Genomic DNA, 14429 nt, shown 5'->3' on the forward strand with positions numbered 1-14429 from the left:
GTGACTTTATGGCCAGATGTGCCTATCCCCCATGTCATAAGGACAAAGGGGAAAGCATGAAGTTCGTTGTCGCCGTCATCAAGCCATCCCGCCTTGAAGAAGTGCGGATAGCCCTCAGCGCCATTGGCGTGGCGGGCCTCACTGCGACTGAAGTGAAGGGTTTTGGCCGCCAGAAAGGTCAGACTGAGATCTATCGCGGTGCCGAATATTCCATAAACATGGTACCAAAGGTGCGGCTGGAAGTCGCCGTGGCTGATGACATTGCGCCTCGGGTGGTGGAAGTTATTCAGCAGGCGGCCAGAACGGGCGCTATTGGCGATGGCAAGATTTTTGTACTTGAACTGCAAGAGGCTGTTCGGGTTCGTACCAATGAGCATGGTGATATGGCGCTGTAATCCACGCTATGGTTTGAATGGAACTGCAGCGTGACACCAAGTTTGACATATCTTATCGCTGCTACATCCGCTTGGATGCAGCAGCCAGGCGCATTATCCGTTGAATGACAGAAAGTAGATTTTGATGCAGCAGGCCCAGACCGATGATCGCCTTGAAGCGATGATCCAGAAGATACAGTCCGCCAGCATGCGCATGACCGAAGCCGATGCCATGAATATTGCAGGGCAGCTTTATGCGAAAGGGCGTTATAAGCAGGCGGAAAATATCTGCCGTCAGCTTATTTCTCATAAGCCTCAGCTTGCCAATGCACATTCCATCCTCGGGATCACACTTAATGCGCTCGGTAGGCATAAAGATGCGGTGGCATCGCTCAAGAAAGCGATCAGCCTAGCACCAAAGGCAGCGATTTTTCGTTCAAACCTGGGCGAAGTGCAGCGATTGCAAGGCAATCTGGCCGATGCGACTGTGAGCCTGATCGAAGCCATTGATCTCGATCCTCGCAATGCCAAGGCACATAATAACCTTGGTATCATTCGGTTCGAAGGTCGTGCCTATGATGACGCAGTGACCTCTTATCGCAAGGCGATTGAACTGAACCCTCTTTTTGCTGAAGCCTTTAATAATCTGGGCAATGCGTTGTGCCGGACGGGTGAGGTGGATGCGGCTAAAGAGGCCTATCAGAACGCGTTGCTGCTGAAGGAAAACTACCCTGAAGCCTATGCCAATCTTGGCACGTTACTGCGAGATACAGGTAAGCTTGATCAGTCTGAACAAGCGCTGCGCAAAGCTATTCAGCAAAAACCGGGCTATGTATCGGCCTATTTCAACCTAGCTTTGACATTGTTTTTGAAACAAGCTGATGTGGAAGCATTGGGGCAACTGGGGGAGCTGTTCAAGCTTCAGCCGCAGCATGAGCGCGCGCTTGTTCTGACCGCTCGTATTCAATTGCGGCGTAAAAAAATGGCTACAGCAGAGCAGGCTTGCCGCATGGCGCTGGATGTGAATGCGAACAATGTCGATGCATTGACGGTACTGGGCTTCATTCTCCATGAAACCGACCGCTATCTGGAAGCGAAAGAGGTACTTGAAAAGGCAATTGCGATTTCACCGCAATCCTTCGAAGCCATCAATTATTACGGTGTGACGCTGAAGTCTCTAGGGCAGCTTGATGATGCGCGCGCGCATCTTTTGCGCGGATTGGAAATCAACCCGCATATGTTCGGCGCTTACTCCAATTTGAGCGATCTGATCGACTTCACTGAGTACAAAACGCTCTATGAAACACTCAAGGGTTTTGCTGAGAACGGAGAAATCCTCGATGATACTGCCAGGATCTCGGTGCATTTTTCATATGGCAAGGCCTTGGAGGATCACGGCAAATATGAAGATGCTGTATCCCATTACGTGACCGCTGGTAAGCTGAAGCGCAAGCAGGTCAGTTATGATGAGCGTCAAGCGGCTACCTTCTTTGCCGACATCGAAAAAGCCTTTCCCGCCAATATATTCACAAACCGTCCTTTCGATGGCCATTCTACTGAAGGTCTGGTGTTCATCATTGGCATGCCACGTTCAGGATCGACTCTGGTTGAACAGATCATTGCCAGCCATGATGATGCCTATGGTGCAGGCGAGGTCAAATATCTGAATGATGAACTGGTCGGGTTGCGAAATCGCTTCCCTTCCCTCTCAGCCTATCCTGACATGATGAGGGAGCTTAATCCGGCACAATGGGAATTGCTGGCCGACGGCTACGAAGCGGCGATCCGAAAACATGCTGGCGATGCACGAGTGACGATCGATAAGCTACTGACGAATTTCTTTTTCGCTGGTGTGATCAATCTGCTGTTTCCCAATGCCAAGATCATCAACACTCGTCGGGACCCGGTGGATACCTGCCTGTCTGCTTTCACTAAGCTGTTCAGCGATGATATGCCGCATAGCTATGACATGAAGGAACTAGGCGGCTATTACCGCAAATATGATAGCTTGATGCAACATTGGGAAAAGGTGCTTCCCAAAGGCGTCATGAAAGTGGTCAATTACGAAGATATCGTGAAGGATACTGAAGCGCAGGCGAAGGAGATTATCGAATTCGTCGGGCTGGAGTGGGACGCTAAATTGCTTGATTTCCACAAGCTGGATCGTCCCGTCAGATCAGCTAGCGTGGCCCAAGTCCGCCAGCCGATCTATCAGACTTCACTAAACCGCCGAGCCAAATATGGTGATGCGCTTAAGCCTTTGGTGGATGCGATTGAGAAGGGGTAATACCCTCATCTGTTACAAAAAAGGGGCCATAAGGCCCCTTTTTCATAGCTGTAATTCAGATCATTCCCCCTGATTGCGAGCGATGAACATATCTATGGCGGGTTCTATCGGTGAGATATCATAGCCGGCGCCTGCTGCAGCTGCGGTAATCTGGCTTTTGTCTTTGCCCATCATTGCCTGAGCCAAGGACCACAGCAGGGTCGAACGTGTGCCGGAACGGCAATAGGCTAGGATTGGTCCATCGGATTGGCCAATGGCCTCAACCATCGCTTGAACCTGTGCTTCGCTGAAGCCTGCGTGGGTGATCGGAATGGCGCAATATTCAAGTCCGGTTTCTGATGCAGCCTGTTCAATCGATGCACCGTCAGGCTGATCATCGGATTCGCCTTCCGGCCGGTTATTGATGACCATCGTGATGCCTTGCTCAGCGGCTTGCGCAACATCGCTCGGCTGAATTTGCGGGCTGACGAACATGGTGGGCGTCAGCTGACGAAAATCGCTCATCGTCACGAATCCTTTTCATTTTGTGCCAGCGCCACACGGCGGTTGCGCTTGGCCATATTGAGAGCCTCTACGGCAACGGAAAAGCCCATTGCGGCATAGATATAGCCCTTGGGAACATGGAAGCCGAAAGCATCGGCAATCAGCACGAAGCCGATCATTACCAGGAAGGCCAGCGCCAATATCACCAGCGAAGGGTTGCGCTCAATGAATTTGGCCAATGGGTCGGCGGCCACTAGCATGATACCAACCGTAATGATCACCGCTGTCACCATAATCGGCACCTGATCGGTCATCCCCACAGCTGTGAGGATCGAATCGATGGAGAAGACGAGATCCAGTGCCACAATTTGGGCAATTGCGGCTGAAAAAGTTATTTGCCCCAGCCCCTTCTTATGATCGAGCAATTCACCGGATTCGTCGTCAGGCTCCATGCTGTGATGGATTTCCTTGGTGGCTTTCCACAGCAGGAACAGGCCCCCGGCGAACAGAATCAGATCGCGCCCGGAAAAAGCGGTTTCGAAGGTGGGTTCGCCATGTGGACCGGGTGCACCTTGCAGCCCCAGGTCGAACAAAGGCGTCTGCAGAGTGACAATCCACCCGATCAGCATAAGCAGGCCGATTCGCATCAAAAGCGCAAGCCCCAAGCCAATTCTGCGAGCATTGGTCTGCTGATGGGCGGGCAATTTGTTCGACAGAATCGCAATGAACACGAGGTTGTCGATACCTAGAACGATTTCGAGTACGATGAGTGTAAACAATGCGACCCATGCAGCCGGGTCGGAGAGAAGAGCGATGATTTCCATAAGCGATGTTTCTGCTCAAGACTAAGGGGACTGGCAAGCACATGCATGTGCCGACCTGGTCAAAATTTACTCGTCTTATGGCAAGGCTGTTAAAACATTCGCTATGAGAGCTATTCTGGTTTATAAGTGTTCCCGGATAAATTCGGGGGGGACGCCTCCATTGTCTGTTTAGCACGGATTCGCCCCCGTAGCTGAGCGTTTGGTGAGGGCGAAGTGAAGGTACGTAAGGTTCATGGGTTACGATAGAGGTCGTCGCGGTCGTGGGCGCGACAAACGCGACGGATTCGGTGAAGAAAGTTTTGATTCCTTTCCGAGTTCGGGTCGTGATCGCTTCGGTGGCGGCGATGATTTCGGCGGTGGCAATGATCGCTTCGGCGGCGGGAATCGCGGCGGCGGTTTCGGCGGTGCTGGCGGCGGCGGCGGTTTCCGCAGCGGCGCCCCGCGCGGTGGTGGTGGCATGCCCGCACAAGTTGTTGGGACCGGTCAAGGCAAGGTAAAGTTCTTCAACTCGGAAAAGGGTTTCGGCTTTATTCAACGCGATGAAGGTGGCGAAGATGTGTTTGTTCACATTAGCCAGGTAGAACGCGCCGGGCTGGAAGGTCTTGCTGAAGGGCAGGAACTGGCTTTCAATCTCGTTGATCGTGGCGGTAAGGTCTCTGCGGCTGATCTCCAGGTTGTGGGTGACATCATCCCGGTTGAGAAGCGTAGCGGCGGTGATCGTCCTGAACGCGGGGGCGATCGCCCTGATCGTGGTGCTCCACAGCGCTCGCTCACTGGCGAAAAGGCTACCGGCACAGTCAAATTCTTCAATTCCATGAAGGGCTTCGGCTTCATCGTGCGTGACGATGGCAAGGAAGATGCCTTTGTTCACATCAGCGCGGTTGAACGTTCTGGACTGACTGGCATCGATGAAGGCCAGCGTTTTGAGTTCGATCTCGAAGTCGATCGACGAGGCAAGCACTCGGCGGTCAACCTTGTGCCCGTTCAAGACTGACGCGCCGCTCACATTCGGTAATCGCTCCGAATTTTGAGCAAACATCATAAACGGATGCAAATGGCGGCTCTTTCGGGAGCCGCCATTTGTCGTTTTAACAATCTCTTCTTACGTCAGGCTCCAGAACATACAGCCTGTCCAATTCTTGAGGAAATACGCGATGTCCATCTCTCCGCTCATGCCTGTCTACCCCCGGTGTGACGTACGGCCTGTCCGAGGCGATCACTGCCATCTGATTTCGGAAGACGGCACGCGATATCTCGATTTTGCGGCAGGTATTGCAGTCAATCTTCTGGGGCATTCCCATCCGACCCTGATTGGCGCGCTGCAAAAGCAGGCTGAGACATTGATGCACGTCTCCAACCTTTATGGTAGTCCGCAAGGTGAAGCACTCGCCCAGCGGCTGGTCGATCACACTTTCGCTGACACAGTATTTTTCACCAATTCGGGCGCTGAGGCTGTGGAAGCTGCGATCAAAACCGCACGCGCTTATCACCAGCATGAAGGCAATGAACAGCGTTTCGAACTGATCACGTTCAACAATGCTTTCCACGGCCGGACCATGGCGACGATCAGCGCGTCCAGTCAGGAAAAGATGCATAAGGGATTCATGCCTCTGTTGCCCGGCTTTAAATACGTCGATTTTAACGATCTGGAAGGCGTAAAAGCAGCAATCGGCCCGAACACCGCTGGCTTCCTTGTTGAACCGATTCAGGGTGAGGGAGGTATTCGTCCGGCAACGCAGGAATTCATGAAAGGCCTGCGCGATCTGGCAGACGAACATGATTTGATGCTGGTTCTCGATGAAGTGCAATGCGGTGTCGCCCGTACCGGCACACTCTATGCTTACGAGCAATATGGAATTGAGCCGGATATCATGGCTACGGCAAAGGGCATTGGTGGTGGTTTCCCGCTTGGTGCCTGCCTTGCGACGGAAAAAGCAGCCCGCGGCATGGGCTTTGGCTCACATGGTTCAACCTATGGGGGCAATCCTTTTGCAATGGCGGCGGGGATGGCTGTGCTAGATACGGTCGCCAATGATGAATTTCTGGGTCAAGTCACTGCAACCGGCGAGCGCCTGCGTTCTCGGCTGGAACAATTTATCGGTAATTATCCGGAATTGTTCGAAGGTGTGCGCGGTAAGGGTTTGATGCTGGGCCTGAAGATGAAAGTTGAGCCGCGTCCTTTCATGCAGCATTTGCGCGATAAGCATCAGTTGCTGACCGTAGCAGCCGGGGACAACACGCTGCGCCTTTTGCCCCCGCTCATCATTGGTGATGCTGAAATCGACGAATTCTTCGACAAATTGTCGAAGGGTGCCAATGATTATCCGATGCCGGAGAGTGATTGATGACGTTTCGGCATTTTCTCGACCTGTCTGATGCGGGCGGCGATGCTATCGCCGCTATGATCAACGATGCTCAGGATCGCAAGGCGGCGCGTTCGGCTTTGCCGAAAGGCATGCCAGACCCCGATGCGCCTTTGGCAGGGCGCACACTGGCGATGATTTTTGAGAAGAACTCTACCCGCACCAGGGTGAGTTTTGACATGGCCATGCGCCAGCTCGGCGGCCATGCGCTGATTATGGATGCCGGGACCACGCAGATCGGCCGTGGAGAACCCATCGCTGATACGGCTCGCGTTCTCAGCCGGATGGTGGATGCCATCATGATCCGGACAGATGATCATGCCAAGATCGAAGAGATGGCACGGCATGCCACTGTTCCGGTCATCAATGGCCTTACTGATCGTTCACACCCATGCCAGATTGTCGCGGATCTGCTGACGATTGTGGAGCATGGGAAGGCGCTTCCAGGATTGGAAGTGGCGTGGTTTGGGGATGGCAACAATGTGCTGCATTCCGTGTTGGAAGCGGCTGGCTTGCTGAAGTTCAACATGCGTGTCGCAACGCCTGAAGGCTATGATCCGGATGGTGAATTTGTCGATCAGGCGCGCGCGCGCGGTGCCAATATCGTGATGACCCGCGATGCCGCCGAGGCTGCAAGCGGAGCTGATATCATCGTCACCGATACATGGGTGTCGATGGGTCAGGCCCATGCTGAGGAAAAACTGGCAGCCATGGCGCCCTATCAGGTCAATGATGCTCTGATGACATTGGCCAAGCCGGATGCCCGCTTTCTTCACTGCCTGCCTGCCCATGTCGGGGAAGAAGTGACGGAAAGTGTGTTCGAAAGCGATAAATCTGTCGTTTTCGATGAGGCGGAAAACCGTCTTCATGCGCAAAAGTCTATTCTGCGCTGGTGCTTCGGCCAGATTTGATACTGTATTCAGGAGCGGGCTGATCGGCTCGCTCCTGAAGCACTCACACTTTTACAATTGGCAGCAGGGTCTTCCCGAGAGGCTATGCGCTTCCCATATGGCCTTGCGATGACCGACAACCCAATTCCCATGACGCCGCCGGCTGACGAAACCGGCTTTGACCAAATTCTTGCTTTTTCGCTCCCAGAGCGGGATGCGCGCGGCCGCGCTGTGCGTCTTGGGCCTGTGCTTGATACTATTCTAGCGGCCCATGATTATCCACCAGCGCTGAAACACCTGCTTGGTGAAGCATTGGTTCTCACCGCTTTGATGGGCGGTTTGCTTAAGGATGAGGGCAGTCAGCTCACTCTTCAGGCCCAAACCAAAGGCGGGGTGGTTGACCTTCTGGTGTGTGACTATCGCGACAATGAGTTGCGTGGCTATGTTAAGCATGACCGAGAGCGCTTTGATGGATTGGGGGCAAACCCCACCCTCGCTGCACTGTTTGGCGAGGGTTATCTTGCGATCACCTATGATCTGGCGACTTCCGGTCAGCGTTATCAGGGTGTAGTGCCCTTGGAAGGTGGCTCCCTGTCTGAAGCCGTGCAAGCCTATTTCGCACAGAGCGAGCAGGTTCCAACAATCATTCAGACCGCTGTTAAAGCAGGGCCAGACGGCTGTGTTGCTGGCGGTTTACTGGTTCAGCATCTGCCTGAAGGTGAGGAAGGGCGCGAACGTCTTCATGTGCGAATGGACCACCCGGAATGGGAGCATGTGTCCATTCTCACCAGTACGATTCGTCATGATGAATTGGTCGATCCAGCGCTTTCCCAGGAAGCGATGGTCTGGCGGCTGTTTCACGAAGAATCGGAAGTTCGGGTGGAGGCCGGTCCGCAATTGAGGCGTGGATGTCGCTGTACTGTCGAGCATTTTGAAAATGTCATTTCACGCTTTTCCAAGGATGAGCGTCGTGAGATGAGCGATGATCAGGGGATCATTCGCGTGGATTGTGCATTCTGCTCCCGAGAGTTCCCGATTCAGGATTGATCCTGCGGCCTGCGGAACTTAAACTTCGCCTCATCGTATATGGAGGGCAATTCGTCGTTCATGTGCTGGGTGGTATTGAGAAACTTATGACCACATTTTCAATTTCCCGCTTCATGCGCAGTTTTTCTGTGCAGCCTGGCCGCTGGCTGGTGGCAGGGCTCGCTCTGGCTGGCGCAGTTCCTGCATTGGCGGCTGGTGGAAAGCTCGCCATGCTCGATAGTCTCGACAAGGGAATGTGGGAATTGCGTGTCCGCGGGAATGAACGGTTGGAGCGTATCTGTATGCGCAATGGCCGGGAATTCATTCAGGTGGAACATCGTCAGCCTGGATGTGAGCGCTTTGTGGTGAAAGATTCGCCTAATGAAGTAATCGTGCAATATACCTGCCACGGTAATGGCTATGGCCGAACCTCGATCCGCAAGGAAGCCAGTGGCCTTGCCCAGCTCAAGAGTCAGGGCATTTCCAATGGCCGACCGTTTTCAATTGATGCCGAACTGCGGCGCGTTGGCTCCTGCTAATCCGAGGACTTGCGCGCAGGCTTTCAGCGGCCTAGCGCGAAATCATGGCGAATAATTCAAAACAAGGTGCGGACGCGGTCGTTCTGCTGAGTGGCGGCCTTGATTCCATGGTGTCGGCAGCGCTGGCCCGGGAGCAAGGGTATCGAATCAATGCTCTGACGATTGATTACAATCAGCGGCATCATTGCGAGATCGATTCAGCCAAAGCAATCGCAGCCAATCTTGGTGCGGCGCGCCATGTGATTCTGCCGCTTGATTTGCGACAGTTCGGCGGCTCAGCATTGACGGATACAGACATAGCTGTCCCTAAGGGTGGGTTGGAAGATGGTATTCCGGTCACTTATGTCCCTGCACGGAATCTGGTGTTTCTCTCGGTCACTCTGGCTTGGGCTGAAGCAATCGGTGCGCAGGACATATTCATCGGTGTGAATGCGCTTGATTACTCAGGCTATCCTGATTGCCGGCCGGAGTTCATCGAAAGCTTTACCAAAACTGCAAATCTGGCGACCAAAGCGGGGGATGGGGGCAAAGGGTTTACCATTCATACGCCGCTGCAATTTCTTGGGAAAGCGGACATTGCCCGCGAAACAGCGCGTTTGGGTCTTGATCCGGCACAGAGCTGGTCCTGCTATGATCCCACTCGTGACGGCCTTGCTTGCGGCACTTGCGATAGCTGCCGCTTGCGCCGCAAAGGCTTTGCGGATGCTGGCGTGGAAGACCGTACGCCTTACGCAGAAGAGCCTTCACTCGATTAAATGTCAGTATATCAGCATGATAAGGCCATGCCGAACAGGGCAGTGCCACCCTATCACTGGTATGCGCTGAGCATCTTGGTGCTGGTCTATTTTCTAAATTTCGTAGACCGCCAGATTCTCTCGATTCTTGCCAATGATATCAAAGCTGATCTGGGTCTTGATGATGCTGATCTGGGCTTTTTGTATGGCACTGCCTTCGCCATTTTTTACGCGCTTTTTGGTATTCCATTGGGGCGCTTGGCGGACAATTGGCACCGGGTGCGATTGCTCAGCATTGGCTTGTTGCTGTGGTCTGGCATGACGGCGCTTTCAGGAATGGCTCGTAATGGTGCCACTCTCGCAGTCGCGCGGATCGGTGTCGGGGTCGGAGAAGCGACTGCCAACCCTTGCGCCTATTCCCTGATCGGAGACTGGTTTCCAAAACGGCTTCGGGGCACGGCGATTGGCATTTATTCTTCCGGCCTTTTTGTCGGGAGTGGTCTGTCGCTGCTGATTGGCGGCACGGTCGTAGAGAAATGGAATTCGGCCTTTCCTGGCGGTGCCCCTCTCGGGCTTGCAGGCTGGCAAGCGGCGTTTCTGGCGGTGGGTTTGCCAGGGGTGATACTGGCGGCTGTCGTTATGTCATTGCGAGAGCCTGTTCGCCCTCAACCTGCCGAACGTATCAAAGCATCGCCATGGCTAGTGCTGCTTCAGGATTGTATCGATGTTATCCCACCCCTTACTCTGATTGGCGCGGCCAAGCGTGGAAGGCGTGCGTTGCTGGGCAATTGTGCTAGTCTTGCAGGCGTGGTGCTGCTTGCCTGGCTTGTCTCATTCCTTACCGGCAATCAGGAGCAGTTTTGGCTGCTGGGTCTTGGTGTTTACGCCGTTATGAGCTGGGCGATGGCTCTCAAGCATAGAGATGCCGAGACTTTCCGTTTCACTTGGGGGTCACCTGCTTTCATGGGCATTGTGGTGGCCTATGGGGCGATCTGCTTTGTGGGTTACTCAGTCACCTATTGGGCTGCGCCTTTTGCCGAGAGAAGTTTTGCCGTGGACAAGGCAACGCTTGGCTGGATGCTGGGTGCACCTGCTGCTGTAGGCGGCTTTTTGGGCGTTATCGGTGGTGGACGCTTAGCGGATATTCTTGCCCGCCGAATACCTATTGGGCGGGCGATGGTCTTGCTGATTGGCTTGCTGGTTCCAGTGCCATTGATTCTGATTGGCTATGGCCATGTCAGTGCAACGACATTTTACATCATCAGCTTTTTGCTGCAGCTTGCGACTTCAACAGCGCTGTCAGCTTCCGCAGCAGCCAGCCAGTCTCTGGTGAAACCCCATATGCGCGGGACAGCCACGGCAATTTTTCTTATCGGGACAACCCTGATCGGTCTGTCGCTTGGACCGTTTACAGCAGGTTATGTTTCTACGGCGACGGGCGCTTTGGGATTGGGCGTGAAGGCCACATTGGTGGCTGTGCCCTTTGGATTGCTCGCGCTCTTTATCGCTTGCCAATCCATACCAAAAACCGCTCGCCAGCTAGGTGAATAGCGGGCGAGCGGTTTTATAGCTTCAGGGCGTTTTAGGCTGCTGGCGTTGTCTCGGCAGTAGGAGCGGCTTTCTCCATAACACCGCAAGCGATACGGCTGCCGGCATCGCCAGCAGGGTCGCTCTTATAATCGTCCGGGCCTTCGTGGATCACGATAGCTGTGCCATCATCATCGAAGATGTTGGACAGAATATAATCGCGATCGCCGGTCAAGGTGACAGTGGCGCTGCCATTACCATTATCATCGATCGTTAGATTAGGCATGTCACCCAAATGGGCACCCTTGGGGTTCTCAGTGCCATGTTCTTTGTCGCCGGGATTGAGATGGCCACCAGCTGATTTGAAATCTGGCGCATCGCATTTGCCGGTCTGGTGCAGATGGAAGCCATGCGCCCCGGCACCAAGGCCAGTGGCATTGACCATGACTTCAATCGCATCACCATTGGCAAGCAGTGTGGCGGTGCCAGCAGGTTTGCCATCGGCTGTTTTCAGTTCAGCCGTGCCGAGCTGTTCGGGCGCGGTGGTAGTAGCAGCCTCAGTCGGGCTATCCGTTGCGGCCTTTTCGGGGGTTCCCCCACAAGCGGCGAGCGCAATGGTGAGTGGGGCAAGGGCGGCGAAACGATAGATCGTCATAAATGCTCCTCCAGTCAGAATAACGATTACCAACGCGCTGATCCCGGATTTGCTCCGAGATTTATGAATCAGGGAAAATGCCAGCCTCGATCAATCCTGCTATAAGTCCGGAAATGGCCGCCCTGGCCTCACTGTCGACGTTTGCGCCGCCAATTGGCAGGGCAGGAGTTTCAGGGCGTTTCCATTCTTCGGCAAAGCGGATCATCTGGTTGCTGGTCTTGTCAAATACGGCCATCCCCTCACGCGGGGTGATGAAAAGCCATGCCCCGGCTTGCCAGCAGACGAGTTTGCTGTCGTGCCCGGACCATTCACCGCTGGCGGTATCGCTCACCAACCAGCATTGCCCCTCTTCAGGAGCTGATGGCGGAGCGCTTTGTTCACCTTCGATGGCGGGATGGAGCAGGGCATCTGTCAGGCAGTGGGCTTCGTTGACGAAGAACTCTTTCTGCGTTTGTCCGGCAAACAGGAGGGGCAGGCCAAAGCGTGGACTGGCGGAGGTGAAGCTGATCGGGTCGGGCATGATGATGGTCTCCTAAGGATCAGGGAAGAATGGTGAGGAGCAGGGGGGCGGACAGGGCAAAACTACCTTGCTGGCACACCCAGAGTGGCTTGCCGGAATAGTCTGACAGACTATCGGCAGGCAGGGTGATGGAAGGCAGCGTTACGCTCCACTGCTGTTCAGGGCTTGCAAACGGGCCAATGCCGAGGAGGTAGGATTCCGCCTCTTCATTCAGTGGCACATCGACCTGATCGCGCCACTCCCAGGCCCCGCGTGCGCGGCGGCTCCATGTGAAAGTGATATCTCCTGAAAGCTGGAGTATCATCCGGGGATGCACCGGCATTAATGGCTTGAGACTGATCCCTGCGTTGGCAAGGGACGCGTATACCGGTTCATCATCGGCAATTCCGAGCGCCAATATCTGCGTGCCAGCCTGTGTGGCGATTTCGGTCTGGTCGAGCGGGATGCAGCGATGATCGAGCAGGGTGAAGGGCGATAGTGCGGGATTTCCATCGACGGCCCTGGCTTCTGTGCCACCTCGCCCACGGAGCAGGCCAGACAAACGCCAGTGATTGGCACCAAGATGGGCCGCTTGCGAAAACTGGATCACCTCTTCACCCAGCAGCGCCCGGTTGCTTCCGGAAGCCAGCATTTCTGGTGTGGCATTGGTCAGTGTGAAATCTGCTGAAGCCAGTTCAATTTCAAGCTGGGCAGACGGATCGAGGCGCAGGCATGACGAGCTTCCCAGTGGCGTAAGAGACTTTCCGATAATGGCCCGGCGAGGGCCACTGGGGCCAAGCGGGATCAACTGACCATCGCGCACGGTATAAAGCGCAGCGCCTGTCCAGCCATCCGAAACAGAGGAAGGTGCGGCATAGATATTCCGGTTGGTGGCAGCCCCTATGCCGTCCCATGGAAGTTCGAAAGCATGGAGCACAGTGGGCGTTGCGATCCGATCCCTTGGGGCAAGCACGGTTCCTCCGTCAGCGGCAGCTTGCCGGGCGGGGCCACGGGGCAGGCGGCGCAGTTCCAGTTCGATCCCCTGATCGCGCCATTCCCAGCTTTCAATCAGCCAATAGCCCGGCTGATCGGGCACGCGTACAATGGAGCCAGGGCCAAGCGTTGGGTCCAGTTCGGCTAGCCGCCATCCCATCATTTCCGATCGCCATCCGGCTCGCTCAGCCGCGCCATTCACCAGATCGCGAGCACTTTGGGCGTTGAGCGTTCCAGGAAATTGGAGGGTTTCTCCCCGCCCTGAGGCCGCTTTACCATCGGCGCGTTGGACACCGGGCTGATAATCGCGCGTGGCGTCATAGTAGCGTATCGCGTTCGGAATGGTGGCAGAGCCTGCCTTGCGCTGATGCCATTTCCCGGTTTGTGGTGCGTGGCTGTCTGAATCCAACGCCATTGCCGGTTCAGGCAGAAGCGGTGGGTCAGGTGGTATATTCTGCGCAGAAGTAATGGTCAGACCTGTGCCATCGACATTGCAGCTTAGTGGATAGAGCGCATCGCAGGTGGACAATAGGTTGAGCAGCGAACCCCCTTCGCAGGAAAAGCCGGAAAGGCCGGGCAAAATGGTGAGCGTGTGGATCGTATCGGGAAGTGGGCCGATAAGAGATGCTAGGCGCAGTGGTGTACCATCCTTTCCGATCAGTTCGAAGTTCAGTGCCGGGATGCGATTACCAAAATCAGCAAGCTGGAGATTTTCAAACACGCAATAGGATAATCCGCGAAAGGCCGGGCAGGCCGCCCCTTCTGCAGATGCGATCAGTGGATCAATCGTATTGTCCCCACCGCCGCGATAGAACCGAAACGTGCCGCCCACTTTGAGGTCGCCTGCCGCGCCGCGCAGCAAAGTGCCATCAGCCCAGATCCGGCCAATATCATGGACAGGGCTGCTGGACAGGGCGACAGCGAAGGATGCTGAATAGCTGTAAGTCTGGGTAGATGGAGCGCCTTTCGATCCACCTGTAGCTTCTGAACTTTCCACCAGATCGCTCGCCCAGATGATGCTTCCAGCGACCCGCATCCGCCCAAAGTGGCGGGGAATGGCGGTGCCATAGCTTGACGTGGTGAGCGCCAGCTCCTTGAGGCGGGAGCCTTGACGGTTGCTGCCAAAGACTGCCTGATCGACCTGAGAGCCAATCAGTGAACCCAATGCGCCGCCCAACGGGCCACCAAGGGCTGTCCCGACAGCGGTAAAGACGAGTGTAGCCATGAGAATTGCT

Annotated in this window: 14 protein-coding genes; 9 read left to right on the forward strand and 5 right to left on the reverse strand. The window is 55.0% G+C overall.

The annotated features are described in order from the left end of the window. The first annotated feature begins 56 nt into the window (after positions 1 to 56). Complete coding sequence (locus GRI39_RS12525; RefSeq protein WP_160740071.1) at positions 57 to 395, forward strand: P-II family nitrogen regulator; 339 nt, start codon at positions 57 to 59, stop codon at positions 393 to 395. Between the two features lie 124 nt (positions 396 to 519). Beyond that, positions 520 to 2661: a tetratricopeptide repeat-containing sulfotransferase family protein gene (locus GRI39_RS12530; protein WP_246205082.1), complete on the forward strand. Its 2142-nt coding sequence runs from the start codon at positions 520 to 522 to the stop codon at positions 2659 to 2661. Positions 2662 to 2721: 60 nt separating this feature from the next. Here the strand turns inward: GRI39_RS12530 and GRI39_RS12535 are convergent, their stop codons facing one another. Both GRI39_RS12535 and GRI39_RS12540 read right to left on the reverse strand, forming a co-directional pair. After that, on the reverse strand, positions 2722 to 3165 hold the full coding sequence (locus GRI39_RS12535; RefSeq protein WP_160740073.1) for a protein tyrosine phosphatase family protein: 444 nt from the start codon (positions 3163 to 3165) through the stop codon (positions 2722 to 2724). 2 nt (positions 3166 to 3167) lie between these two features. After that, entirely contained in the window at positions 3168 to 3968 is an 801-nt protein-coding gene (locus tag GRI39_RS12540; protein ID WP_160740074.1) for a TerC family protein, read from the reverse strand. Positions 3969 to 4200: 232 nt separating this feature from the next. Between GRI39_RS12540 and GRI39_RS14730 the strand changes: the two genes are divergently transcribed. From GRI39_RS14730 to GRI39_RS12575, 7 genes are all read left to right on the forward strand, one after another. Beyond that, entirely contained in the window at positions 4201 to 4962 is a 762-nt protein-coding gene (locus GRI39_RS14730; RefSeq protein WP_160740075.1) for a cold-shock protein, read from the forward strand. 160 nt (positions 4963 to 5122) lie between these two features. Further along, on the forward strand, positions 5123 to 6313 hold the full coding sequence (locus tag GRI39_RS12550) for an aspartate aminotransferase family protein (RefSeq protein ID WP_160740076.1): 1191 nt from the start codon (positions 5123 to 5125) through the stop codon (positions 6311 to 6313). Next, on the forward strand, positions 6313 to 7242 hold the full coding sequence (gene argF, locus GRI39_RS12555) for an ornithine carbamoyltransferase (RefSeq protein ID WP_160740077.1): 930 nt from the start codon (positions 6313 to 6315) through the stop codon (positions 7240 to 7242). Before GRI39_RS12550 ends, argF begins: the two co-directional genes overlap by 1 nt. Before the next feature lie 108 nt (positions 7243 to 7350). Further along, positions 7351 to 8268 carry an Hsp33 family molecular chaperone HslO gene (gene hslO, locus GRI39_RS12560; RefSeq protein ID WP_160740078.1) on the forward strand — a complete coding sequence of 306 codons (918 nt, stop codon included), beginning with the start codon at positions 7351 to 7353 and terminating at the stop codon, positions 8266 to 8268. A gap of 86 nt (positions 8269 to 8354) precedes the next feature. Then, complete coding sequence (locus GRI39_RS12565) at positions 8355 to 8786, forward strand: hypothetical protein (RefSeq protein ID WP_246205072.1); 432 nt, start codon at positions 8355 to 8357, stop codon at positions 8784 to 8786. A 44-nt stretch (positions 8787 to 8830) separates the two neighbouring features. Continuing rightward, the gene (gene queC, locus GRI39_RS12570) at positions 8831 to 9541 is read left to right on the forward strand and encodes a 7-cyano-7-deazaguanine synthase QueC (RefSeq protein WP_160740079.1); all 711 of its coding nucleotides are present in this window, start codon (positions 8831 to 8833) and stop codon (positions 9539 to 9541) included. 27 nt (positions 9542 to 9568) lie between these two features. Beyond that, positions 9569 to 11071, forward strand: a complete 1503-nt coding sequence (locus tag GRI39_RS12575; protein WP_246205073.1) for an MFS transporter — start codon at positions 9569 to 9571, stop codon at positions 11069 to 11071. 31 nt (positions 11072 to 11102) lie between these two features. On the opposite strand, the gene GRI39_RS12580 is transcribed toward GRI39_RS12575, so the two are convergent. The 3 genes from GRI39_RS12580 to GRI39_RS12590 all read right to left on the reverse strand — a co-directional run bounded on the left by GRI39_RS12580 (position 11103) and on the right by GRI39_RS12590 (position 14419). Next, entirely contained in the window at positions 11103 to 11702 is a 600-nt protein-coding gene (locus GRI39_RS12580) for a superoxide dismutase family protein (RefSeq protein WP_160740081.1), read from the reverse strand. A gap of 61 nt (positions 11703 to 11763) precedes the next feature. Then, positions 11764 to 12222, reverse strand: a complete 459-nt coding sequence (locus GRI39_RS12585) for a DUF2793 domain-containing protein (protein WP_160740082.1) — start codon at positions 12220 to 12222, stop codon at positions 11764 to 11766. A gap of 19 nt (positions 12223 to 12241) precedes the next feature. Further along, a complete protein-coding gene (locus GRI39_RS12590) occupies positions 12242 to 14419 on the reverse strand; it encodes a phage tail protein (protein WP_160740083.1) in 2178 nt (725 codons plus the stop codon). Positions 14420 to 14429 lie beyond the last annotated feature (10 nt).

It is taken from the genome of Altericroceibacterium indicum (assembly GCF_009828105.1).
Taxonomy (GTDB): domain Bacteria; phylum Pseudomonadota; class Alphaproteobacteria; order Sphingomonadales; family Sphingomonadaceae; genus Altericroceibacterium; species Altericroceibacterium indicum.